The 21,537-nt window shown below is 61.9% G+C and carries 22 protein-coding genes; 8 read left to right on the forward strand and 14 right to left on the reverse strand.

What is annotated here, in order from left to right; all coding sequences use genetic code 11:
- The first annotated feature begins 4 nt into the window (after positions 1-4).
- Positions 5-1,222, forward strand: coding sequence for an MFS transporter (locus N8H71_RS09905; protein WP_262193847.1), 1,218 nt, complete (start codon positions 5-7; stop codon positions 1,220-1,222).
- Here N8H71_RS09905 and cueR read toward each other — a convergent pair.
- The 3 genes from cueR to N8H71_RS09920 all read right to left on the reverse strand — a co-directional run bounded on the left by cueR (position 1,176) and on the right by N8H71_RS09920 (position 4,536).
- Positions 1,176-1,589: a Cu(I)-responsive transcriptional regulator gene (gene cueR, locus N8H71_RS09910; RefSeq protein ID WP_262193848.1), complete on the reverse strand. Its 414-nt coding sequence runs from the start codon at positions 1,587-1,589 to the stop codon at positions 1,176-1,178. The two genes, N8H71_RS09905 and cueR, sit on opposite strands and share 47 nt — an antisense overlap.
- Complete coding sequence (locus N8H71_RS09915; protein ID WP_262193850.1) at positions 1,586-3,979, reverse strand: heavy metal translocating P-type ATPase; 2,394 nt, start codon at positions 3,977-3,979, stop codon at positions 1,586-1,588. The genes cueR and N8H71_RS09915 overlap by 4 nt, the downstream gene beginning before the upstream one ends.
- Positions 3,980-4,152: 173 nt before the next feature.
- Positions 4,153-4,536, reverse strand: coding sequence for a hypothetical protein (locus N8H71_RS09920; protein ID WP_262193851.1), 384 nt, complete (start codon positions 4,534-4,536; stop codon positions 4,153-4,155).
- 148 nt (positions 4,537-4,684) lie between these two features.
- Between N8H71_RS09920 and N8H71_RS09925 the strand changes: the two genes are divergently transcribed.
- Positions 4,685-4,882, forward strand: coding sequence for a cation transporter (locus tag N8H71_RS09925; RefSeq protein WP_230735218.1), 198 nt, complete (start codon positions 4,685-4,687; stop codon positions 4,880-4,882).
- Positions 4,883-4,999: 117 nt separating this feature from the next.
- Positions 5,000-6,202 carry a multidrug effflux MFS transporter gene (locus N8H71_RS09930; protein WP_262193853.1) on the forward strand — a complete coding sequence of 401 codons (1,203 nt, stop codon included), beginning with the start codon at positions 5,000-5,002 and terminating at the stop codon, positions 6,200-6,202.
- A 12-nt stretch (positions 6,203-6,214) separates the two neighbouring features.
- On the opposite strand, the gene N8H71_RS09935 is transcribed toward N8H71_RS09930, so the two are convergent.
- The 3 genes from N8H71_RS09935 to N8H71_RS09945 form a co-directional block, all read right to left on the reverse strand.
- Positions 6,215-6,388 (reverse strand): hypothetical protein, encoded by a 174-nt coding sequence (locus N8H71_RS09935; protein ID WP_169428718.1) that lies wholly within the window; start codon positions 6,386-6,388, stop codon positions 6,215-6,217.
- A gap of 164 nt (positions 6,389-6,552) precedes the next feature.
- Positions 6,553-7,566, reverse strand: coding sequence for a zinc-binding alcohol dehydrogenase family protein (locus N8H71_RS09940; RefSeq protein WP_262193854.1), 1,014 nt, complete (start codon positions 7,564-7,566; stop codon positions 6,553-6,555).
- Positions 7,567-7,596: 30 nt separating this feature from the next.
- Entirely contained in the window at positions 7,597-7,890 is a 294-nt protein-coding gene (locus N8H71_RS09945; protein WP_011332308.1) for a putative quinol monooxygenase, read from the reverse strand.
- 117 nt (positions 7,891-8,007) lie between these two features.
- On the opposite strand from N8H71_RS09945, the gene N8H71_RS09950 reads away from it, so the two are divergent.
- The 3 genes from N8H71_RS09950 to N8H71_RS09960 all read left to right on the forward strand — a co-directional run bounded on the left by N8H71_RS09950 (position 8,008) and on the right by N8H71_RS09960 (position 11,485).
- On the forward strand, positions 8,008-8,937 hold the full coding sequence (locus tag N8H71_RS09950; RefSeq protein ID WP_262193855.1) for a LysR family transcriptional regulator: 930 nt from the start codon (positions 8,008-8,010) through the stop codon (positions 8,935-8,937).
- Positions 8,938-9,241: 304 nt separating this feature from the next.
- Entirely contained in the window at positions 9,242-9,976 is a 735-nt protein-coding gene (locus N8H71_RS09955; protein WP_262193856.1) for an ArsR/SmtB family transcription factor, read from the forward strand.
- Between the two features lie 126 nt (positions 9,977-10,102).
- A complete protein-coding gene (locus tag N8H71_RS09960) occupies positions 10,103-11,485 on the forward strand; it encodes an MFS transporter (RefSeq protein WP_262193857.1) in 1,383 nt (460 codons plus the stop codon).
- A gap of 121 nt (positions 11,486-11,606) precedes the next feature.
- On the opposite strand, the gene N8H71_RS09965 is transcribed toward N8H71_RS09960, so the two are convergent.
- The 3 genes from N8H71_RS09965 to N8H71_RS09975 form a co-directional block, all read right to left on the reverse strand.
- Positions 11,607-12,560, reverse strand: a complete 954-nt coding sequence (locus N8H71_RS09965) for an adenosine deaminase (protein ID WP_007958502.1) — start codon at positions 12,558-12,560, stop codon at positions 11,607-11,609.
- An 80-nt stretch (positions 12,561-12,640) separates the two neighbouring features.
- Positions 12,641-13,606, reverse strand: a complete 966-nt coding sequence (locus N8H71_RS09970) for an isopenicillin N synthase family dioxygenase (protein WP_262193858.1) — start codon at positions 13,604-13,606, stop codon at positions 12,641-12,643.
- Positions 13,607-13,738: 132 nt separating this feature from the next.
- Positions 13,739-14,812 carry a BMP family ABC transporter substrate-binding protein gene (locus N8H71_RS09975; RefSeq protein WP_262161739.1) on the reverse strand — a complete coding sequence of 358 codons (1,074 nt, stop codon included), beginning with the start codon at positions 14,810-14,812 and terminating at the stop codon, positions 13,739-13,741.
- Positions 14,813-15,099: 287 nt separating this feature from the next.
- On the opposite strand from N8H71_RS09975, the gene N8H71_RS09980 reads away from it, so the two are divergent.
- Entirely contained in the window at positions 15,100-16,191 is a 1,092-nt protein-coding gene (locus N8H71_RS09980; RefSeq protein WP_262193860.1) for a calcium:proton antiporter, read from the forward strand.
- Positions 16,192-16,314: 123 nt separating this feature from the next.
- On the opposite strand, the gene N8H71_RS09985 is transcribed toward N8H71_RS09980, so the two are convergent.
- From N8H71_RS09985 to N8H71_RS09995, 3 genes are all read right to left on the reverse strand, one after another.
- Positions 16,315-17,673: an 8-oxoguanine deaminase gene (locus N8H71_RS09985; protein ID WP_262193861.1), complete on the reverse strand. Its 1,359-nt coding sequence runs from the start codon at positions 17,671-17,673 to the stop codon at positions 16,315-16,317.
- A 256-nt stretch (positions 17,674-17,929) separates the two neighbouring features.
- Positions 17,930-18,625, reverse strand: a complete 696-nt coding sequence (locus tag N8H71_RS09990; RefSeq protein ID WP_262193862.1) for an SDR family oxidoreductase — start codon at positions 18,623-18,625, stop codon at positions 17,930-17,932.
- A 27-nt stretch (positions 18,626-18,652) separates the two neighbouring features.
- Positions 18,653-19,003 (reverse strand): MerR family DNA-binding transcriptional regulator, encoded by a 351-nt coding sequence (locus tag N8H71_RS09995; protein WP_007958509.1) that lies wholly within the window; start codon positions 19,001-19,003, stop codon positions 18,653-18,655.
- 83 nt (positions 19,004-19,086) lie between these two features.
- Between N8H71_RS09995 and N8H71_RS10000 the strand changes: the two genes are divergently transcribed.
- Positions 19,087-19,503 carry a hypothetical protein gene (locus N8H71_RS10000; RefSeq protein ID WP_262193863.1) on the forward strand — a complete coding sequence of 139 codons (417 nt, stop codon included), beginning with the start codon at positions 19,087-19,089 and terminating at the stop codon, positions 19,501-19,503.
- Here N8H71_RS10000 and N8H71_RS10005 read toward each other — a convergent pair.
- The gene (locus N8H71_RS10005; protein WP_262193864.1) at positions 19,500-20,426 is read right to left on the reverse strand and encodes an ABC transporter permease; all 927 of its coding nucleotides are present in this window, start codon (positions 20,424-20,426) and stop codon (positions 19,500-19,502) included. The genes N8H71_RS10000 and N8H71_RS10005 overlap by 4 nt on opposite strands.
- Positions 20,426-21,532, reverse strand: coding sequence for an ABC transporter permease (locus N8H71_RS10010; protein WP_262193865.1), 1,107 nt, complete (start codon positions 21,530-21,532; stop codon positions 20,426-20,428). The genes N8H71_RS10005 and N8H71_RS10010 overlap by 1 nt, the downstream gene beginning before the upstream one ends.
- Between the last annotated feature and the right edge of the window lie 5 nt (positions 21,533-21,537).

Here is a 21,537-nt window from a genome sequence, read left to right on the forward strand (position 1 = left end):
GATTGTGAGCACCACTTCCCGCAATGCCCGGCTGATCATCACGGCCCGGCTGATTTCCGATTTCGGCGCTTTCCTCAACATGGTTGCGCTGGCCACTTATGTCTACCTGCTGAGCAACAGTGCGGTGAGCGTCGGGATCTTCCTGGCCAGTCGGGTGGGCGGCGGGATTTTCGCCAGCCTGATCGGCACGGCGTTTTATCGTCGATGCAGTGGCCGTCTGCCGTTGATTGCCTTCGATCTGCTGCGCGCCGCTGTGCTCGGGTTGTTGCTGATCGTGCCGGTGAGTCAGCAGGCGTTGTTGCTGCCGCTGATTGCGTTCGGCCTGGGCTTTGGCAATTCGATGTTCGCCATCGGCCTCAACAGCCAGTTGCCGCGATTGATCGAGCCTGCGCAGTTGCTCAAGACCAATGCCTGGATCACGTCCGCCTCATCCATGGCGATGGTCGGCGGCAGTCTGGTGTCCGGGTTGCTGGTCGCAGGGTTTGGCTTTGAAGCGGTGTTTGCGCTGAACGCGCTGACCTATCTGCTGGCGGCAGTGTTGATTGCACCGCTGCGGTTCAGCGCACCGGAGCCGGTGGCCGAATCCAGCGCTAAACAGGGTGAATGGTCGGCGTTGTTACAAGGCCTGCGCAGCACTCCGGTGGTGGCTGCGATGCTGGCGGTGACAATGGCCGACACCCTCGGGAGCGCTGCGCACAACGTCGGTTTCCCGATCATTTCCAGGCTGCTGACGCCAGACTCGGCAAGCACCACGCTGGGCCTGATGCTCGCGGTGTGGGCCGCCGGCAAGCTGCTGGGTGCGCGGATCGCCAGTCGCCTCAATGGCTCGGAAAACATCCATCTCGAGCGCCGCTACTTCGGCGGCGTACTGCTGATGTCCTGCGGTTTCATCCTGATGTTCCAGCAGCACAGCGTCGTCGGTCTGTTGCTGTTTTCGCTGCCGGCCGGACTGGGCGACGGGTTTTCGGAAGTCGGCCTGATGTCACGGCTGCAACGGGAACCGGAGCCCCTGCGCCTGCCGATCTTCAGCTTCCTGACGTTGTTGCAGATGACCGGGTTCGGCGTCGGCATGCTGATCGCCGCACCGTTCTATGAGTGGTGGGCGCCGGGAGCCGTGGTGTTGCTGTTCCACGGCATTCCCCTCGCCACTGTGCTGTCGATGAAGATCCTGTTGCTCAGGCGCGGACGGGTTGCGCGCAGCAGCCCGACGCCAGCTCCTTGAGGATCGGGCAGTCCGGGCGATGGTCGCCGTGGCAGTGCTCGACCAGATCCTGCAGGGTGTCGCGCAGTTCGCCGAGTTCGCGGATCTTCTGATTCAGCTCGTCGATGTGCTGGCGCGCCAGGGCCTTCACATCGGCACTGGCGCGCTGGCGGTCCTGCCAGAGGGTCAGCAGCTTGCCGACTTCCTCCAGCGAAAAACCCAGGTCCCGCGAACGCTTGATGAACGCCAGCGTGTGCAGGTCATCGTCGCCGTAGACGCGATAACCGCTGTCGGTGCGATCGGCAGCCTTGAGCAGACCGATCGACTCGTAGTACCGGATCATCTTCGCGCTCAGGCCACTGTGGCGGGCCGCTTGGCCGATGTTCATCGGTTGTCCTCCAGATCCTCGGGTTTCCAGGTTTTCAACAGTAGCGCATTGCTCACCACGCTGACGCTCGACAGGGCCATCGCCGCGCCGGCCAGCACCGGATTGAGGAAGCCGAACGCTGCCAGCGGAATGCCGATCAGGTTGTAGACGAAGGCCCAGAACAGGTTCTGGCGGATCTTCGCGTAGGTCTTGCGGCTGATCTCCAGTGCGGCCGGAACCAGTCGAGGATCGCCGCGCATCAGGGTGATGCCGGCGGCGTGCATGGCCACGTCGGTGCCGCCGCCCATGGCGATACCGATGTCCGCGGCGGCCAGCGCCGGTGCGTCGTTGATGCCGTCGCCGACCATGGCCACGACCCCGGTCTTTTTCAGCTCGGCGACGGTGGCGGCTTTTTCCGCCGGCAGCACTTCGGCGTGGACGCTTTCAATGCCCAGCGCTTCGGCCACCACCCGGGCGCTGCCGCGGTTGTCGCCGGTCAGCAGGTGGCTGTGGATATGCTGGGCCGCGAGTTGTTGCACCGCGTGCAGCGCGCCGGGCTTGAGGGTGTCGCCAAAGGCGAACAGACCGAGTACGCGTGACTGCGGACTTTGCTCGATCAGCCAGGACAGCGTGCGGCCTTCGGTTTCCCAGGCCTTGGCGGATTCGCTCAGGTTTCCGGCGTTCAGACCGATTTCTTCCAGCAAGCGCCGGTTGCCCAGCGCCAGGCGCCGGCCGTCGAGGCTGCCGGCGATGCCGCGCCCGGTCAGAGACTGGCTGTCGCTGACATCGGGCACGTTCAGGCTACGTTCGGCACAGGCATCCAGCACCGCTTTGGCCAGCGGATGCTCACTGCCGCGTTGCAGCGCGCCGGCCGCTATCAGTAGGGCGTTTTCATCACCGTCGATTGCACTGAAATGCGCAATGCGCGGCGTGCCGGAGGTCAGGGTGCCGGTCTTGTCGAACACCACGGCGCTGACTTCATGGGCACGTTCCAGTGCTTCGGCATCCTTGATCAGAATCCCGTGACGGGCGGCCACGCCGGTGCCGGCCATGATCGCGGTCGGTGTCGCCAGACCGAGGGCACACGGGCAGGCGATCACCAGTACCGCGACGGCGTTGATCAACGCGGTTTCCAGCGGCGCGCCGTACAACCACCAGCCGATCAGCGTGGCCAGGGCCAGCAGCAACACGGTCGGCACGAACACCTGACTGACTTTATCCACCAGTTTCTGGATCGGAGCCTTCGCGGCCTGAGCGTCCTCCACCAGGCAAATGATCCGCGCCAGTACGCTTTCCGCGCCGAGCGCCGTGGTGCTCACCAGCAAGCGGCCTTCGCCGTTGATCGCACCGCCGGTGACCTTGTCGCCCGGTTGCTTGGGCACCGGCAGGCTTTCACCGCTGATCAGCGCTTCGTCAGCGTGGCTCTGGCCTTCCAGCACTTCGCCGTCCACCGGGAAACGTTCGCCGGGTTTGACCAATACCCGATCGCCGAGGCGCAGGGCGCTGATGGCGACGTCCTGTTCGCGACCATCGATGACTTGAATCGCCCGCTCCGGCCGCAAGGCTTCGAGTGCGCGAATGGCGCTGGCGGTCTGGCGTTTGGCGCGGCTTTCCAGATATTTGCCGAGCAGCACCAGAGCGATGACCACCGCCGAGGCTTCGAAATACAGATGCGGCATGCGCCCGGCGGCGGTCGCCCATTCATAGAGACTCAGGCCATAACCGGCGCTGGTGCCCAGCGCGACCAGCAAGTCCATGTTGCCGGCGCCGGCGCGCACGGCTTTCCACGCGGCGACGTAGAAACGTGCGCCGAAGATGAATTGCACCGGAGTGGCGAGGGCGAACTGCGCCCAGGCCGGGAGCATCCAGTGAATGCCGAACGGTTGCAGCAGCATCGGCAGCACCAGCGGCAAGGCGAGGGCGATCGCACAGATCAATGCCCAGCGCTCATGGTTCAGGCGTTGCTGGCGATTGTCAGATTGAGGGTGTTCGAGTTCGAAGAGGCTGGCCGAATAACCGGCCTTGCTCACGGCGGCGATCAGGGATTGCGGGTCGACTGCGCCGAGCAGTTCGAGGTGGGCACGTTCATTGGCCAGATTGACGCTGACGCTTTTCACCCCCGCAACCTTGTTCAGGGCGCGTTCGACACGGCCGACGCAGGACGCGCAGGTCATGCCGTCGATGTTCAATTCCACGGTGTGCTGCGGCACGCTGTAACCGGCCCGTTCGACCGCCTCCATCAGCGCCGGCAGGCTGTCGCCGGGGGCCTGCACCCGGGCCTGTTCGGTGGCGAGGTTGACGCTGACGGCACTGGCGCCGCTGACTTTGCTCAACGCCCGCTCGACACGGCCGGCGCAACTGGCGCAGGTCATGCCGCTGATGGGCAGATCGAACGTGATGGAATCGGACATCGGTCGTACTCCCTGTAGTGGATGCCTACAGGATCAACCTTGCCATGCTGGCAAGGTCAAGCGCCAAAAAATTGTGGGAGCGAACCAGCTCGCGATTGGGTCATTACAGGCAACATCGAGGTGCCTGTATGACCGTCATCGCGAGCCTGCTCGCTCCCACATTTTTTGACTGCTCAGTACCCGAGGCCCGTCGGCTTGAGGTACATGCCTTCCTGGTTCATCGCGATGCGGAACTTCAGGATGTCGCCGGCATGCAGTTTGATCTCCTGCGAGCCCGGCGCGAGCATGCCTGGGTTGCAACCCGGCATTTGTCCCGGCAGCAGTTTCAGGCGCAGCGAGACATTGCCCGGCGGCAGGTTGAATGAAGTGCTTTGCTCCTGGAACAGACGCGCCGAGAGTTGATCCTGAATGTACACGCCGATTTCGCACGAGGTTGCGACTTCCAGGCGCTCGCGGGAAATGATCAGCACCCCGTAATCTTCCCCGGCGGCGTGCACCGAAGGGATCGCGGCAAAGAGGCTGAGTAAGCCAGACAGGCCGAAAGCTGACCAGCGCATGGCTGAATCTCCTGAATTCATGTCATTGATGTATGCAGCTTGGCCGAGCACGGCGCCGATTACCAGCCCGGCAGTTTTTCGCAGAACTTGACCTTGCCATCGTGGCAAGCCCGAAACTGCCGGCAACCTCACTCAAAGGAGTCATTCCATGCAAGTGTTCACTGTTGAAGGCATGTCCTGCGGTCACTGTGTCAAAGCCGTCACGGCAGCGGTGCAGAGCAAGGATCCGGCCGCCAGCGTGCGGGTCGATCTGGCAGCCAAGGAAGTCGGCGTCGAAAGTGCGTTGAGCGCCGAGCAGGTCATCGAAGCGATCAGCGAAGAAGGTTATGCCATCAAACTTGCCTGATCTTTTTAATAGTTAGCGAGCTACCGGAATGTTCAAGGCGTCCTCGCGCGGCTAGACTGTCGGGCTGCATAGTCAGTCCGACTGCCCACCCCAACCGCCGCCCGACCTGGACGCCTGATGAACTTTCGTACCCTTCTGATTCTCGGTGCCCTGACCGCTTTCGGTCCGTTGGCGATCGACTTCTATCTACCCGCGTTTCCCACCATGGCGCTGGCATTCGGCACCGACGAGAAACACGTCCAGCTGACGTTGTCGGCTTACTTCTTTGGCCTGTCCATCGGTCAACTGGCTTACGGGCCGGTGGCGGATCGCTTCGGCCGACGGATTCCGTTGCTCATTGGTCTGACGCTGTTCACGCTGGCGTCGGTGGCCTGCGCCTATGCGCCGAATCTGGAATGGCTGATCGGCGCGCGGCTCGTTCAGGCGCTGGGCGGTTGTGCGGGGATGGTGATTGCCCGGGCGGTGGTCAGCGACAAGTGCGACGCGGTGGGGTCGGCGAAAGTCTTCTCGCAGCTGATGCTGGTGATGGGGCTGGCCCCGATTCTGGCGCCGATGCTCGGCGGACTGCTGGTGAACACGTCGGGATGGCAGTCGATCTTCCTGGTGCTGACCGGTTTCAGTGCTTTGGCCGGACTGGCGGTGGCCCTCGGCCTGCCGGAAAGTCTGCCGGCGCATGTTCCGCGTCAACCATTGTCCGGCGCTTTGCGCCAGTACGGTCGGCTGCTGACTGATCCGGTCTACATGGGCCATGCCCTGACCGGCGGCATCGCCATCGCCGGGATGTTTGCCTACATCGCCGGCTCCCCGTTCATTTTCATCAAATTGTATGGCGTACCGGCCGAGCACTTTGGCTGGCTGTTCGGCACCAACGCGGCGGGGTTTATTCTGGTGGCCCAGGTCAATGCGCGACTATTGGCCAAGCGTGGCCCGGCGTTTCTGCTGTCGCGGGCGGTCTGGGTTTACCTGGGCGCGGGGCTGACGTTACTCGCGGTCAGCGCCTTGCACACCGAGGCACTGTGGCCACTGTTGATTCCATTGTTCATCTGTGTCGCCAGCCTTGGCTGCATCAGCCCCAATGCGGCTGCGTGCGCGATGAATGGTCAGGGCGGTCGGGCCGGCAGCGCTTCAGCATTGCTTGGCAGCATGCAATTCAGTGTCGCAGCCGGGGCTTCGGCACTTGTGGGGATATTGCACGACGGCACCGCCGTGCCGATGGCAATGGTCATCAGCCTGTGCGGGTTACTGGTGGTATGCGCAGCGATGCTCACCCGGCGGATGCAGAATGCCCGGGCGCTGGCAAAGGCGCAGGCCGAAATCTAAAGCAGGGAAGATTCAGCCGACAGCGCGCTGCTGACCGGGGTCGGGAATCTGGTGGGGCGCGTGCAGACGCGCTTCGAGGGTGCGGGTGAAGGCCCGGGCTTCGGCTTCACTGCGAAAGGTCACGGCATGCTGGTCGAGACGAACTTGCCACTGGGACTTTGCCACTTCTTTTATCAGGATCTTCATTGCTGACCTCCCGTACGTAAAAGATTGCATCGCAGAGGACTCGATTGTAGTCCTGAATACGATCGCAATTGTGACAAGGGTCAAGCATCTGACTGACGGCAAAAAAAACCGCAGCCCCCGAGCCAGCCACTTCCGGCGCTGACGAAGGCTGCGGCTCCCGGGTTTTAGAAACCTTCTAAAACAATTTTCCCCTTGGCCTTGCCGCTTTCCAGCAGTTCATGGGCCCGACGCAAGTTGCTCGCATTGATCGTGCCGAAGTGCTCGCCGACCGTGGTTTTCAAGGTGCCGCTGTCGATCAGCCCGGCCACCCGGTTGAGCAGGTTGTGCTGCTCGATCATGTCCGCGGTTTCGAACAGCGAGCGGGTGTACATGAACTCCCAGTGCAGCGACAGGCTCTTGCGCTTGAGCTTGGTCACGTCCAGCGCCTTCGGATCGTCGATCAGCGCCAGTTTGCCTTGCGGCGCCAGGGCCTCGACCAGTTGGTCCAGGTGATGGTCAGTCTGGGTCAGGCTGGCGACGTGGGTCACGTGGGCGACACCGGCGCGCTTCAGTTCTTCGCTCAGTGGCTGGCTGTGATCAATGACAAGGTCGGCCCCCAGTTCGGTCACCCAGTCGCGGGTCTCAGGGCGGGAGGCGGTGCCGATCACTTTAAGTCCGGTCAACTGGCTGGCCAGTTGGGTGAGGATCGAACCGACGCCGCCGGCCGCGCCGACGATCAGCAGGCTCTGGTCTTCATCGGTTTTGCCTTCGCGAATCTGCAGGCGTTCGAACAGCAGCTCCCAAGCCGTGATCGCGGTCAGCGGCAGGGCGGCAGCTTCGGCGAAATCGAGGGTTTTCGGCATATGGCCGACGATTCGCTCATCGACGACGTGCAATTCACTGTTGCCACCGGCCCGGGCGATGGAGCCGGCGTAGAACACCTTGTCGCCGGCCTTGAACAATGTCACTTCACTACCGACCGACTTGACCACACCGGCCACGTCCCAGCCCAGAACCTTGGCGGCGCCGCCTTCCGGCGCGACGTTCTGGCGAACCTTGGTGTCGACCGGGTTGACCGAAATCGCTTTGACTTCCACCAGCAGATCACGGGGGCCGGCTACCGGCTCTGGCAGTTCGATGTCCTGCAGGGATTTTTCGTCGCTGATCGGGAGCGAAGCGTAATAGGCGATGGCTTTCATGGAGAACTCCGAAAGTGAATAAAGGAGACTTCAGGCGATGACGCGCAGGCGCTTGAGTTCGAAGTGTTCGAGGAACGCCTCGGCCTGGCTGCGGAAATGCTGGATATGGGCGCTGGCATCGTGGGCTTGCAGGGCTTCGTCGCTGGCCCACTGTTCGATCATGTAAAAAGCCAGCGGATTGGCCAGGTCCTGGTGCAGTTCGTACTGGCCGCAACCGGCTTCGGCACGGGTCGGTTCGATCAGGGCACGCAGGTGCTGTTCGAGGGCGTCCTGCTGGCCGGGTCTGGCGATCAGGGTGGCGATGGCAGTGAAGGGCTGGGACATGTTCGACTCCGGGACGGGATGAATTCGATGGATGGCATGATTGGCTATTTCTGCCGGAGATAAAACCGGCTAAAAGAGCAGTCTCTTTCAATATTTTTTTGATAATCGGGGCTGAGGATGCTGCGTTTCGATGACTTGCAGTTGTTTGTCCGGGCGGCGGATCTGGGCAGCCTGTCGGCGGCGGCGCGGGTGATGGACATGTCCGCTGCCGTGGCCAGTGCTGCGCTCAAGCGTATCGAACAACAATTGGGTGCGCGTTTGTTGGCTCGTTCTACTCGCAGTCTGCGGCTGACGGCCGAAGGGGAAGGTTTCCTCGAGTACGCCCGGGCGGCGCTCAGCAATCTTGATGAAGGTCGTCGTCTGCTCGCCAGCGGACAGGATCAGGTCAGCGGGGTTCTGCAACTGTCGGCTCCCTCGGATTTTGGTCGCAACCTGCTTTTGCCATGGCTCGATGATTTTCAGCGCGAACACCCGAAACTGACGGTGCGCCTGCTGCTGGGTGACCGCATCGCCGATCTGTTTCGCCAGCCGGTGGACATCGCCTTGCGTTACGGTGAGCCAGAGGATTCCAGTCTGGTGGCGTTGCCGATTGCCCCGCACAACCGACGAGTACTGTGTGCATCCCCCGCCTATCTGGCCCGGCACGGTGAGCCGTTGCATCTGGAGCAGCTCGCTCAGCACAACTGCCTGCTGTACATGCTCGGTGGCCGGGTGCATGACCGCTGGAGTTTCCACGACGGCAAGCGCGAGGTCGGTCTGACCGTCAGTGGCGACCGCTTCAGTGACGACGCCGATGTGGTACGCCTGTGGGCGGTGGCGGGAGCCGGCATCGCCTACAAGTCGTGGCTCGATGTGGCCGGTGATGTGCTGGCGGGGCGGCTGAAAGTGCTGCTGCCGGAGCTGCTCTGCGAACGCGCTCCGCTGAATCTGCTGTGCGCCCATCGCGCACAATTGAGTAAGCCGGTGAACCTTCTGAGGGAAATGCTCGCCAGTCGTTGTGCCGAATTGAGTAGCCGATTTCCCGTTTTCGCGAAGACCGATCATTAGTCGCAGGTAAATAGCGAAATTTCTGTCAGGAACAATCACCAGCTACGCCCGTTCCGAGACAAGACGCGCGAAGTAACCCGCTTATACTAGCGACCGCCTGATGCCTGCCCGTACAGACCGGCCGGGAACGGTCAGACCGGAACCGGCCGGCCAGGGGCGACGGTCATGACAATGCTGCGGTTCTCTGGCTGTGGCGTGCTGACTTGCCTCGACTGAGGGCATTTTGCGCGCCTTGGCCGACCACTGATTACTGGTCAAGATGTCTATGCGCAGTAGACGATACGATTCAACAGGGAGTGAATACATGGAACATGCACCTTGCATCAGCCAGATCGCCGCGTTGCTGGCCGATCCCAAACGCAGCGCGATGATGTGGGCGCTGATGGATGGCTCGGCCCGGCAGACCGAGGAACTGGCGTTGCTGGCGGGACTTTCGCCGTCGTCGGCCAGTGCGCATCTGGGGCGCTTGTCCGCAGGGGGGCTGCTGAAGGTCGAAGCGCGTGGGCGCAAACGTTTCTTCCGTCTGGCGGCTCCTGAAATCGGGGCGGCCATCGAAGCGCTGGCCAGTGCCACCCTGGCCAGCGCCCCGCGCGACATTCCTGATGTGTACAAGCGTGCCGCTCCGCTTGTCAGGCCCCAGGCTGCGCCTTCATCACTTCTGCGCGCGCGGTTTTGCGACGACCATCTCGGAGGAACGCTGGCCGCCGATCTGTACCAGCGCCTGCTCGACGCCGGCTGGATCGAACAGCTTGAAAACCGGGTTGTCGTCACCCACAAAGGCGCGACGCAATTGGCCGGTCGCGGGGTCTTCATCCAGGCGTTGGCCCATCGCAATGCCCGGGTTGCCTGCGCTTGTCCGGACTGGAGCGAGCGACGCCCGCATATGGGCGGTTCATTGGGCGCGGCGTTGTTGCAGCTGTTCATGCAGTCAGGTTGGTTGATGCTGCCCAACGACTCCCGAGCGTTGCAACTGACGCCGACGGGGCAGCGGGAAATTCATCGGTTCGCCCGGGAGACCGAGCTGGAAATGGCGTTGTAGAGCCGTTGTCATTGTCGGCCGGAGGATTGGCGTCGCCTACGGCTGCGAACAGGTCGCATCTGGCACAAACCCTATACCGCTATCGCGCACACTCGGTCCGCAGACATTTCGGATGGAGGAGGTGGCATGGACACAGGAAATTTCAGTGCGGCGGATCGACTGGAACGTCTGCCGGTCAGCGGTTATCACCGGATCATATTCATCATTATTGCCCTGGCATTTTTCTTCGACTCCATGGATCTGGCGATGATGACTTTCCTTCTCGGCTCGATCAAAGCCGAGTTCGGCCTGAGCAGCGCCGAAGCTGGATTATTGGCCAGTTCGAGTTTTTTCGGCATGGTGCTGGGGGCGTCGCTGTCCGGTCTACTCGCCGACCGCTTCGGCCGCAAGCCGGTGTTCCAGTGGAGCATCGTCCTGTGGGGCGTGGCCAGTTACCTGTGCTCCACGGCGCAGACGGTCGAGAGCCTGACGCTGTTTCGCATCCTGCTGGGAATCGGCATGGGCATGGAGTTTCCGATTGCCCAGTCGATGTTGTCGGAGTTGATCCCCGCCCAGCGCCGGGGTCGCTACATCGCATTGATGGACGGTTTCTGGCCGCTGGGGTTCGTGGCTGCCGGGGTGCTGTCGTATTTCCTGCTGCCGTTGATTGGCTGGCGCGACATCTTTCTGGTGCTGGCGGTGCCGGCGGTGTTCGTGCTGGCGATCCGCTTTTTCATTCCCGAGTCGCCGCGCTGGCTGGAACAGGCCGGTCGGCATGAAGCGGCAGACAAGGTGTTGCGTGCGATCGAGGCGCGGGTACAGGTATCGCTCGGCGTTACGAAGTTGCCGGAGCCGGTTTGCCTGCCGCGAAGCGTGACACCTCCGGGCCATTTCCTCTCGGCGCTCAAACAGATCTGGTCACCGCTGTATCGCCAGCGCACGACGATGATCTGGAGCCTGTGGTTCTTCGCGTTGCTCGGTTTCTACGGCCTGACCTCGTGGCTCAGTGCGTTGCTGCAACAATCGGGTTTTGCCGTGACTCAGTCGGTGTATTACACGGTGCTGATTTCACTCGGCGGGATTCCCGGTTTCCTGATGGCGGCCTGGCTGGTGGAGCGCTGGGGGCGCAAGCCGGTGTGCATCGTCACGTTGCTCGGCGGCGGGGTAATGGCGTTTCTGTACGGACAAAGCGCGGTGTTTGGCGGCAACGTGGCGCTCCTGATCAGCACGGGGCTGTTGATGCAGTTTTTCCTGTTCGGGATGTGGGCGGTGCTCTACACCTACACGCCGGAACTGTACCCGACCTCGGCGCGGGCGACGGGCTCGGGGTTCGCCTCGGCCATCGGGCGCGTGGGTTCGCTGCTCGGGCCGTTGGTCACCGGGCTGGTGTTCCCGATCACCGGGCAGGGCGGGGTGTTTGCGCTGGGGGCGCTGTGCTTTGCGATTGCGGCGGGGGTGGTGTGGCTGTTCGGGATGGAGACCCGGGGTAAAACCTTGGAGGAATTGACCGAAGCAGAAGTGATTGGCTGAACCCTGAACCAACTGTGGGAGCGAGCTTGCTCGCGAAAGTGGTGTATCAAACAACATCTTCGTTGAATGACAGACCCTATTCGCGAGCAAGCTCGCTCCCACATTGGTTATGCGCTGTTGCTTATGGTTTTACCAACCGCGCATCCAGGCTGTTCTGCGCCAGGCGTTTGGCCTGATCCTGGGTCATGCCCAGGTGAGTGTGCAGCGCGTGGAAGTTCTCGGTGACATAACCACCGAAGTACGCCGGGTCATCTGAGTTCACCGTGACCTTCACGCCACGCTCGAGCATGTCGAGGATGTTGTGCTGCGACATGTGATCGAACACGCAAAGTTTGGTGTTCGACAGCGGGCACACGGTCAGCGGGATCTGCTCGTCGATGATCCGCTGCATCAGGCGCTCGTCTTCGATGGCGCGCACGCCATGGTCGATGCGCTGGATTTTCAGCAGGTCGATGGCTTCCCAGATGTACTCCGGCGGGCCTTCTTCGCCAGCGTGGGCGACGGTCAGGAAGCCTTCGTGGCGGGCACGATCAAACACGCGCTGGAACTTGCTCGGCGGGTGGCCCATCTCGGAACTGTCCAGACCCACTGCCACGAATGCATCGCGGAACGGCAGCGCCTGGTCGAGGGTTTTCTGTGCTTCGTCTTCGCTCAGGTGGCGCAGGAAACTCAGGATCAAGCCGCTGGTGATGCCCAGTTGCTGCTCGCCATCCTTCAGTGCGGCGGCGATGCCGTTGAGCACCACTTCGAACGGGATGCCACGGTCGGTGTGGGTCTGCGGATCGAAGAACGGTTCGGTGTGAATCACGTTCTGTTCTTTGCAGCGCAGCAGGTAGGCCCAGGTCAGGTCGTAGAAATCCTGAGAAGTGCGCAGCACGTCGGCGCCCTGGTAGTACAGGTCGAGGAATTCCTGCAGATTGTTGAAGGCGTAAGCCTTGCGCAGGGTTTCGACGTCGCTCCACGGCAGGGCGATCTTGTTGCGTTCGGCCAATGCGAACAGCAGCTCGGGCTCCAGCGAGCCTTCGAGGTGCAGGTGCAATTCGGCCTTGGGCAGGGCGTTGAGCCAGTCGTACATATTCTTTTCTCATCAGGTGCAATGACGGCATTCTACAGATGCCCGCCGAAACAATTGGCAAAACCTGACCAACCGATCCATCACACCGCTTCCTGCTCCCGTCGATAGGCGTAGGTATCGGCGAAGCGCGACAGCAGGAATTCGGCGCAGGTGGTGGTCGGATATTTCGCCGGATGCTGTGCATCCTGGCAACCGGGCAGGCACTCGATGCGGGTATCCGGGTGCGGTTCGGCGAAGAACGGCATCGAATAGCGATCCACGCCGAGCGGGCTGACGACCCGGTGCGGGGTCGAGCGATAACGGTCGTTGCTCCAGCGCGCCATCATGTCGCCGAGGTTGACCACGAACGTGCCGTCGATGGGCGGTGCGTCGATCCACTGGCCTTTGACGTTTTTCACCTGCAAGCCGCCGGCCGCGTCCTGATACAAAAGCGTGATGCAGCCGTAATCGGTGTGCGCGCCGGCACCTTGCTGCTCGGCGGAACTGGCGGTGTGGCGTGGCGGGTAATGGATCATTCGCAGCACACTGACCGGTTCGTTGAAGCGTGTATCGAAGAAGTCGCGCTCGATGCCCAGCGCTAACGTCATGGCCCGCAACAGGGTTTGCGCCAGGGCCTGCATGTCGAGGTAGTGCTGCTCCATCAGCGCTTCCCAACCGGGAATGGCCGGATGACGGTTGGGGCCGCGCAAGGGTTTTTCCGCCAGCACTTCGGAATGATCGGCCGGCAGGTGCAGGCCCATGTCGAAGGTTTCCTTGAGATCGCTGGGTTTGTCCGGGTCGAGCTGTTCGGTGGCAATGGCGCCGTAGCCGCGGTGATGGACGGTCCGGGTGATGTCGATCTTGAGTTTTTCTTCTACCGGTTGCGCAAAGAAGCGCTGTGCGTGATCGAGCAGGGATTCGATGCGCTGCGCAGAAATCGGGTGACCCTTTATATAAAAGAAGCCCCACTCGCGGCAGGCGTGGTCGATCTGTTCGGCGACAGCGGGCCAGGCGTTCTGGTCGTCGGAGTAGAGCGGCGAGATATCGATGATCGGAAGCTGATCCATGCACAATCCTTGGAGTAACGTGAGATCCAGTGTGGGAGCCAGCCTGCTGGCGATGAGGCCAGAACGGTATCGACTGAAAGTGCGCTATCGCCAGCAGGCTGGCTCCCACAGGGTTTTATGACGGGCCAGGTGTTACTTCGGCATCTCGGCCTTCATGCCTTCGACGTAGTAATTCATCGACGCCAGTTCCGCATTGGTCGCGCTCACGCCTGCCGGGATTTTCTCGACGCCGGCCTGATCCTTGATCGGCCCGGTGAACGGTTGCAGGGCGCCGCTCTTGATATCGGCGATGATCTGCTCGGCTTCGGCCTTCACCGGTGCCGGCACCAGATCGCTGATCGGCAGTTCGACCGTGCCTTCCTTCAGCCCGCCCCAGTAGTCCTGGGATTTCCAGTTGTGGTCGATCACGCTCTGGGTCGCCTGAATGTAGTGCGGTGCCCAGTCGTTGACGATTGAAGTCAGCACCGCTTTCGGACCGAAGTGCGCCATGTCCGAAGCGTAGCCCACGGCGTACACGCCACGCCGCTCGGCAGCCTGGATCGGCGCCGGGCTGTCGGTGTGCTGGAACACCACGTCCACGCCCTGATCGATCAGGGCGTTGGCAGCGTCGGCTTCCTTGCCCGGGTCGAACCACGAGTTGACCCACACCACTTTGATCTCGGTGCCGGGGTTGTACTTGTTCAGTGCCAGTTGAATGGCGTTGATGTCGCGAATCACTTCCGGGATCGGGAACGAGGCGACGTAGCCGATCTTTTTGGTCTTGGTCATCTTCGCTGCGAGGAAACCGCCGACGTAACGGCCCTCGTAGGTGCGCGCGAGATAGGTACCAAGGTTCTTGTCCTGCTTGTAGCCGGTGGCGTGTTCGAAGGTCACCTTGGGAAACTGTTTGGCGACTTTCACCGTCGGGTTCATGTAGCCGAAAGAGGTGGTGAAGATCAGGTCGTAGTTGTCCTTGGCCATGTTGCGGATCACCCGTTCGGCATCCGCGCCTTCGGCGACGTTCTCCACGTAGTTGGTGGTGATCTGCGAACCGAGTTTTTCCGCCAACGCCTTGCGCCCCTGTTCATGCTGATACGTCCAGCCGTGGTCGCCGATGGGGCCGATGTAGACGAAACCGACTTTCAGTGGATCGGCGGCACTGGCGCTCAGGCTGAGGCCAAGGCCCATGGCGATGCACAGCAGTGTTTGCAGTGGACGTTTTTGCATGAACGCGAACTCCCTTTTGTTGTGTGTGGGGAGGGCAATGCAAAAGGCTGACCAAGCGGACAACAAATCGAGTCGAATTCGCGGCGAGGCCTTCGCGAGCAAGCTCGCTCCCACAAAAGCACCGCGATCGCTGTGGGAGCGAGCCTGCTCGCGATGAGGCCAGCCGGGCCGAAAAAAGTGCATGCCCGTACACGGACGCCATCCACTGGTGCGCTAAGGTGTAACGAACCATTAGCGCCGCCCTGCAGTCAGTAGCTCATTCGAACCCCTGCGCCAAAAGGCCCGCCATGCTCATGATCCTCAAGCAAGAAAGCTTTCTGCTGCTGGCCCTGATCGCGGCTTTTGTCGCGTATCCGCTGGAGCACTGGTTGCTGCACAGCGGCCAGGTCGTCGCGCTGACGGCCGGCCTGGTGCTGATCGCGTTCATCGTCGCCGCCTCGATGCGCGTCGCCCATCAGGCTGAACTGCTCGCGGAAAAAGTCGGCGACCCGTACGGCACGATGATCCTGACCCTCGCCGCCGTGCTGGTGGAAGTGGTGATCCTGGCGATCATGATGAGCAACGAAGCCTCGCCGACGCTGGTGCGCGACACGATCTATTCGGCGGTGATGCTCGACATCAACGGCATCCTCGGCCTCGCCGCATTGATGGGCGGGATCAAACATGGCGAGCAGTCCTACAACGACGACTCGGCCCGCAGTTACAGCGTGATGATCCTCACCGCCATGGGCGTGTCGATGGTGGTGCCGGAGTTCATTCCCGAGGCCAACTGGAAAATCTATTCGGCGTTCACCATCGGCGCGATGGTGGTGCTTTATGCGTTGTTCCTGCGCATGCAGGTCGGGCCGCACAGTTACTTTTTCAGCTACAGCTACCCGGACAAGCGCCGCAAGAAAGAGCCCGTGGAACAGGAGCCGAAACCGGTCAGCCTGGCGCTGTCGATCGGCATTCTGGTGTTCGGTGTGGTGGTGATCGGTGCACTGGCCGAGGTGATGTCCAAGACCCTCGATCTGGGCCTGGAAGGGACGGGCGCACCGCCGGTGATCACGGCGATTCTGGTGGCGGCGATCTCGGCAGCGCCGGAGATTCTGACCGCGTTGCGCGCGGCGTTGGCCAACCGCATGCAGTCGGTGGTCAACATTGCGATGGGGGCGTCGTTGTCGACGGTGATTTTGACGGTGCCGGTGATGGAGGCGATGGCGCTCTACACGGGGCAGCCGTTTCAGATGGCGATGACGCCGGTGCAGACGGTGATGATCTTCATCACGCTGATCGTCAGCGCGATCAACCTCAATGACGGCGAGACCAATGCCATCGAGGGCATGACCCACTTTGTGCTGTTTGCGACGTTCATCATGTTGTCGCTGTTGGGCCTCTGAGCCCACCACAAACCAATGTGGGAGCTAGCCTGCTAGCGATTACGGTACATCAGTCAAAATCTTGTTTACTGACAGATCGCAATCGCTAGCAGGTTAGCTCTCACAGGTTTAAGCGCCGGGGAGTCAGGTGCCGGCGATCAACTGTCGAGCCGCCTGGCTGTGATCGGCAATCAAACCTTTGAGATCCAGGCCTTCAACCTGCCCGTCAACCACACGCCACTTGCCGCCGACCATCACCCGATCCGCACGATCCGCGCCGCACAACAGCAACGCCGAGATCGGGTCATGGCTGCCGGAGAAGCGCAACTCATCCAGCTTGAACAACGCCAGATCCGCCTGCTTGCCCACCGCCAGTTCACCGATATCGGTGCGACCGAGCAGGCTCGCCGAGCCCTTGGTCGCCCAGCCCAGCACGCGTTCCGGGGTGATCTTCTCGGCGCCATAACGCAGACGCTGGATGTACAGCGCCTGACGCGCTTCGAGGATCATGTTTGACGCATCGTTGGAGGCCGAGCCATCCACACCGAGACCGAACAGCGCGCCAGCATCGGTCAGTTCGATGCTTGGGCAGATGCCGGACGCCAGACGCATGTTCGAGCTCGGGCAATGGCAGATGCCGGTGCCGGCGGCGCCGAGGCGGGCGATTTCGTCGGGGTTGAAATGGATGCCGTGGGCCAGCCAGGTGCGCGGGCCGAGCCAGCCGACGCTGTCCAGATAATCCACGGTGCGCAGACCGAAACGTTGCAGGCAGAAGTCTTCTTCGTCGAGGGTTTCGGCGAGGTGGGTGTGCAGGCGCACATCGAGTGTGTTCGCCAGTTCGGCGCTGGCGGACATGATTTCCGGGGTCACCGAGAACGGCGAGCATGGCGCCAAAGCGATCTGGATTTGCGCGCCGTCGCCCCGTTCGTGGTACTCGTGAATCAGCCGCTGGCTGTCATCGAGAATCACCTGGCCTTCCTGCACGGTCTGCTGCGGAGGCAGGCCGCCGTCCTTCTCGCCGAGGCTCATCGAACCGCGGGTGAGCATGGCGCGCATGCCCAGTTCGCGCACGGTTTCGACCTGCACGTCGATGGCGTTTTCCAGGCCATCCGGGAACAGGTAATGGTGGTCGGCAGCGGTGGTGCAGCCCGACAGCAGCAATTCGGCCAGCGCGACTTTGGTGGCGAGGGCGAGTTTTTCAGGCGTCAGGCGCGCCCACACCGGGTACAGGGTTTTCAGCCACGGGAACAACGGCTGATTGACCACCGGCGCCCAGGCGCGGGTCAGGGTCTGATAGAAGTGGTGATGGGTGTTGATCAGGCCCGGCAGGATCACGTGTTCACGGGCGTCGAACACTTCATTGCATGGGGCGGAAGGTTGCTGGCCAGCGCCGAGCACTTCGGTGATCACACCGTCTTGCAGCACCAGACCGCCACGGGCATCGAGACTGTTGGCCGTGAAAATGGCGAGGGGATTTTTTAACCAGATACGGGTCGCAGGCATTGTGGCCGGCTCCTCTGAAAGTTGGGTTCAGGGTTGCCAGCTCAGTGTTGCCCTGTCTGCTGATCCAGGGTCGCCGCGAAGGACGAGGTGCGGAGTTTCGAACAAAATGTTGCGACGGGCAAGCCCAAACCGACCAGACAACACAATCCCTTTGTAGGAGCGAGCCTGCTCGCGATGCGGAGTGTCAGTCGACATATCTCCTGGCTAATCCGCTGCCATCGCGAGCAGGCTCGCTCCCACATTGGGGATCTGTTGATTACCAGGGAATGGTTTCACCCTTGTAGTTCACGAAGTGATGGCCGCCCTTGCCGGCAAACGCGTCCACCTGATCCACCAGGCCACGGGTGCTGGTCTCCACGTCGATGTCGGCACCGTCGCCGCCCATGTCGGTTTTCACCCAGCCCGGATGCAGCGACAGCACAGTCAGTTTCTGCTCGCCCAACTGGGTGACGAAGCTGTTGGTCATCGAGTTCAGCGCCGCTTTGCTGGCCTTGTACAGCGCCAGTTCCGGCGCGTCGGGCATGGTCACGCTGCCGAGCACCGAACTCATGAATGCCAGCACGCCGCTGCCGTCGCGGATCTGCCCGACGAAGCGCTGGGCCAGATTGATCGGCGCCACGGCGTTGGTGAAGAACAGCTGACCGACTTCAGCCAGCGTCGCGCCGCCCGGCGTCTGGACTTCCGGGCCTTTGACCCCGGCGTTGACGAACAGCAGGTCGAAAGTCTCGCCCTTGAGCTGCTGGCTCAGGGCGATCACCGCTTGCTGGTCGTCCATGTCGAGTTTTTCGATCTGCACGTTACCCAGTGCTTTCAATGCCTCGGCGTTCGCAGGATTGCGAACCGTGGCGGTGACTTGCCAGCCGTCGGTCAGCAGGGTTTTCACCAGCCCCAGGCCCAGGCCCCGGGAGGCGCCGATGATCAGTGCGTGCTTGGCAGGATTAAGTGCGGACATGATTGGCTTTCCTTGAAAGTTGAAAGATCACGGGTTCAATGGACAGCGTTGGCCGAGCCGTTGCTGCAATTCGTGACGCAGCTCGCCGAGTTCGGCCATACGGGTTTCGATCAGTTTGAGTTTGTCTTGCAGCAGTTGCGTGACGGCCGTGTCGGGGTTGGGCGATTGCCACAACGCGCCCACGCTGCTGCCGATCTCGCCGAGGGTAAAACCCAGACGCTGCGCAGTCTTGATGTAGAGCACCAGTTGCGCCATCTCCGGTGGATAGTCGCGATAACCGTTGGCGCTGCGTTGCGCTGCGATCAATCCGCGCTCTTCGTAGAAACGCAGCGTGTCACGGCTGACATCGCAGGCCTGGGCCAGCTCACCAATGCGCATCCCGGAGATCTCGAAAGTGTTTGACCCTGGAGCATACTCCAGGCTTTACCGTGGTTGCTCCCTGAATTTTCGGAGCAAGGACGATGTGGACTTCAACGCAGTATCGGCGGTTGGTGCGCGGCAGTGCCTGGTATGACTTGATCGTCACGGCGGCGTTTGTCACGCCGTGGAGTTTTGCCGCGTTGCATGGGCTGTTGACGGCGTTGAGCCAGGCGCTGGATCTGCCCGGTGAGCTGCCGGCGTTCGAACCTGTGCACATGTTGATGGCGAATCTGTTGGGTTCGGTGGTTTGTGTTTGGGCCGTGCTGCGGATTCGCGATCCGCAGCCGGTTTATGGACGGTATGACGCGGTGGCGCGGTTTCTGTTTGCCGCGTGGCAGGCGTATGCCCTGGTCCACGGCGCCAGTTCGTTGCTGGTGGGGTTCCTGGTCTTCGAACTGGCGTGGGGCATTGCTCAGGTGTTGCCGGTTCGGCCGCTGTCGCGAGCCGTCACGGCTTAATGTCCGGCCTGCCATGGCTGTCCCAATGAAACCGGCGCATACAGCCGCGTACGCACCGCATCCCGCGACAACAACACCAGCACCAGAATGGTCGCGACGTACGGCAGCATCGCCAGCAGACTCGAAGGAATCGCCAGCCCCAACCCCTGCGCCACCAGGTGCAGGATGCTGGCGAGTCCGAACAGATACGCGCCGAGCAGCAACCGCCACACCCGCCAACTGGCGAACACCACCAGCGCCAGTGCGATCCAGCCGCGTCCGGCGGTCATGTTTTCTGCCCACATCGGCGTGTACGCCAGCGACAGATAAGCCCCGGCCAGTCCGGCCATCGCGCCGCCAAACAGCACCGCCAGTGTGCGCACGGTCAGCACCGGCAAGCCCATGGCACTCGCCGCATCCGGATTCTCGCCAACGGCTTGAATGATCAGCCCGACACGACTTTTCACGATCACCCACGCCACCAGCGCAAACAGCGCGAACGACAGGTACACCAGCAGATCCTGGGCAAACAGCATCCGGCCGATCAGCGGGGTTTCGCTCAAGTATGGAATCGCCAGCGGCTCGAATCCCGCCAGCGGTTTGCCAACCCACGCCGCGCCGACAAAGGTCGACAGGCCCACGCCAAAAATCGTCAGCGCCAGCCCGGTCGCCACCTGATTGGCGTTGAACACCAGCGCCACCAGGGCAAACAGCGACGACAACAGCATCCCGGCAAGCATCGCCAACACCACGCCCAGCCACAGGTTGCCGCTGTTGAACGCGACGATGAAACCGATCACCGCGCCAAACAGCATCATCCCTTCCTGGCCGAGGTTGAGTACGCCGCTCTTCTCGCAGATCAGTTCACCCAGCGCCACCAAGAGCAGTGGAGTACCGCAGCGCACCATGGCGTAGAAAATATTGCTCAGTAGATCGATATCCATCACAGCACTCCGGCGGTTACGGCGGTGGTAGAAGTGCGCCGTACCCAGCGCAGGTTCAGGCGTGGCCGATAGAGGATCAGCACGTCACAGGCCAGCAGGAAAAACAGCATCATTCCCTGGAACAACTGAGTGATCGCCTGCGGCAGATTCAACGTCATCTGCGCGCTCTCGCCACCGATGTACAGCAACGCCATCAACAGGCTGGAAAACAGAATGCCGATCGGATTTAGCCTGCCGAGAAACGCCACAGTGATCGCTGCATAGCCGTAACCCGGCGAGACCTGCGGCACCAGTTGGCCGATCGGCCCGGTGACTTCGCAGACGCCGGCAAGCCCGGCCAATCCGCCGCTGATCAACAGCGCCAGCCAGATCAGACGCTTCTCGCGAAACCCGACGAATCCCGCCGCACGCTTGTCCAGGCCCAGCACCTTGATCTGGAAACCGACGAAGCTTTTCTGCAGCAACACCCACACCGCGACCAGCGCGAGCAAGGCGAAATACACGCCGATATGCGCCCGCCCGTCCTCCATCAACAGCGGCAGGCGGCTGGTGTCGCTGAACATCGCCGACTCGGGAAAATTGAACCCGGCCGGATCTTTCAGCGGCCCGTGCACGCAGAACAGCAACAGGTTCAGCGCGATGTAATTGAGCATGATGCTGGTAAGGATTTCGTTGGCGTTGAAGCGAGTGCGCAACCAGGCGGTGAGCCCGGCCCAGGCGGCGCCGGCGAGTGTGCCGGTGAGCAGAATCAGCACCAGCGCCCAGCGGCTTTGCATATCGATGATATTTACCGCCAGCGCACTGCCAGCCAGGGCGCCGAGCAGCAGCTGGCCTTCGGCGCCGATGTTCCAGATTCGCGCCTGATAGGCCACTGCGAGGCCCAACGCACACAACAGGATCGGCAGGGTTTTGACCAGCAGTTCGGAAACGCCATACAGGTCGCTGACCGGGGCGATCAGCAAAGTATGCAAAGTCTTCAGTGGATCATGGCCAAGGGCGACGAACAGCAAAGATCCGCACACCAGCGTCAGCGCCGCCGCCAGCACCGGCGAGCACCACAGCATCAGGCGCGATTGCCGGCCACGGGGTTCGAGGGAAAGCAACATGGGAA

Origin of the sequence: Pseudomonas koreensis, assembly GCF_025447595.1 — a bacterium.
Classification (GTDB): domain Bacteria; phylum Pseudomonadota; class Gammaproteobacteria; order Pseudomonadales; family Pseudomonadaceae; genus Aquipseudomonas; species Aquipseudomonas koreensis_H.

Excerpts from the sequence above, each read along its gene's own strand:
- N8H71_RS10010 (WP_262193865.1), bottom strand. The coding sequence starts at position 21,532 with ATGTTGCTTTCCCTCGAACCCCGTGGCCGGCAATCGCGCCTGATGCTG.
- N8H71_RS09930 (WP_262193853.1), top strand. The coding sequence starts at position 5,000 with ATGAACTTTCGTACCCTTCTGATTCTCGGTGCCCTGACCGCTTTCGGT.
- cueR (WP_262193848.1), bottom strand. The coding sequence starts at position 1,589 with ATGAACATCGGCCAAGCGGCCCGCCACAGTGGCCTGAGCGCGAAGATG.
- N8H71_RS09965 (WP_007958502.1), bottom strand. The coding sequence starts at position 12,560 with ATGTACGACTGGCTCAACGCCCTGCCCAAGGCCGAATTGCACCTGCAC.
- N8H71_RS09970 (WP_262193858.1), bottom strand. The coding sequence starts at position 13,606 with ATGGATCAGCTTCCGATCATCGATATCTCGCCGCTCTACTCCGACGAC.
- N8H71_RS09950 (WP_262193855.1), top strand. The coding sequence starts at position 8,008 with ATGCTGCGTTTCGATGACTTGCAGTTGTTTGTCCGGGCGGCGGATCTG.
- N8H71_RS09955 (WP_262193856.1), top strand. The coding sequence starts at position 9,242 with ATGGAACATGCACCTTGCATCAGCCAGATCGCCGCGTTGCTGGCCGAT.
- N8H71_RS09945 (WP_011332308.1), bottom strand. The coding sequence starts at position 7,890 with ATGTCCCAGCCCTTCACTGCCATCGCCACCCTGATCGCCAGACCCGGC.
- N8H71_RS09960 (WP_262193857.1), top strand. The coding sequence starts at position 10,103 with ATGGACACAGGAAATTTCAGTGCGGCGGATCGACTGGAACGTCTGCCG.
- N8H71_RS09925 (WP_230735218.1), top strand. The coding sequence starts at position 4,685 with ATGCAAGTGTTCACTGTTGAAGGCATGTCCTGCGGTCACTGTGTCAAA.
- N8H71_RS09915 (WP_262193850.1), bottom strand. The coding sequence starts at position 3,979 with ATGTCCGATTCCATCACGTTCGATCTGCCCATCAGCGGCATGACCTGC.
- N8H71_RS09975 (WP_262161739.1), bottom strand. The coding sequence starts at position 14,812 with ATGCAAAAACGTCCACTGCAAACACTGCTGTGCATCGCCATGGGCCTT.
- N8H71_RS10000 (WP_262193863.1), top strand. The coding sequence starts at position 19,087 with ATGTGGACTTCAACGCAGTATCGGCGGTTGGTGCGCGGCAGTGCCTGG.
- N8H71_RS09935 (WP_169428718.1), bottom strand. The coding sequence starts at position 6,388 with ATGAAGATCCTGATAAAAGAAGTGGCAAAGTCCCAGTGGCAAGTTCGT.
- N8H71_RS09995 (WP_007958509.1), bottom strand. The coding sequence starts at position 19,003 with ATGCGCATTGGTGAGCTGGCCCAGGCCTGCGATGTCAGCCGTGACACG.
- N8H71_RS09980 (WP_262193860.1), top strand. The coding sequence starts at position 15,100 with ATGCTCATGATCCTCAAGCAAGAAAGCTTTCTGCTGCTGGCCCTGATC.
- N8H71_RS09990 (WP_262193862.1), bottom strand. The coding sequence starts at position 18,625 with ATGTCCGCACTTAATCCTGCCAAGCACGCACTGATCATCGGCGCCTCC.
- N8H71_RS10005 (WP_262193864.1), bottom strand. The coding sequence starts at position 20,426 with ATGGATATCGATCTACTGAGCAATATTTTCTACGCCATGGTGCGCTGC.
- N8H71_RS09940 (WP_262193854.1), bottom strand. The coding sequence starts at position 7,566 with ATGAAAGCCATCGCCTATTACGCTTCGCTCCCGATCAGCGACGAAAAA.
- N8H71_RS09985 (WP_262193861.1), bottom strand. The coding sequence starts at position 17,673 with ATGCCTGCGACCCGTATCTGGTTAAAAAATCCCCTCGCCATTTTCACG.
- N8H71_RS09920 (WP_262193851.1), bottom strand. The coding sequence starts at position 4,536 with ATGCGCTGGTCAGCTTTCGGCCTGTCTGGCTTACTCAGCCTCTTTGCC.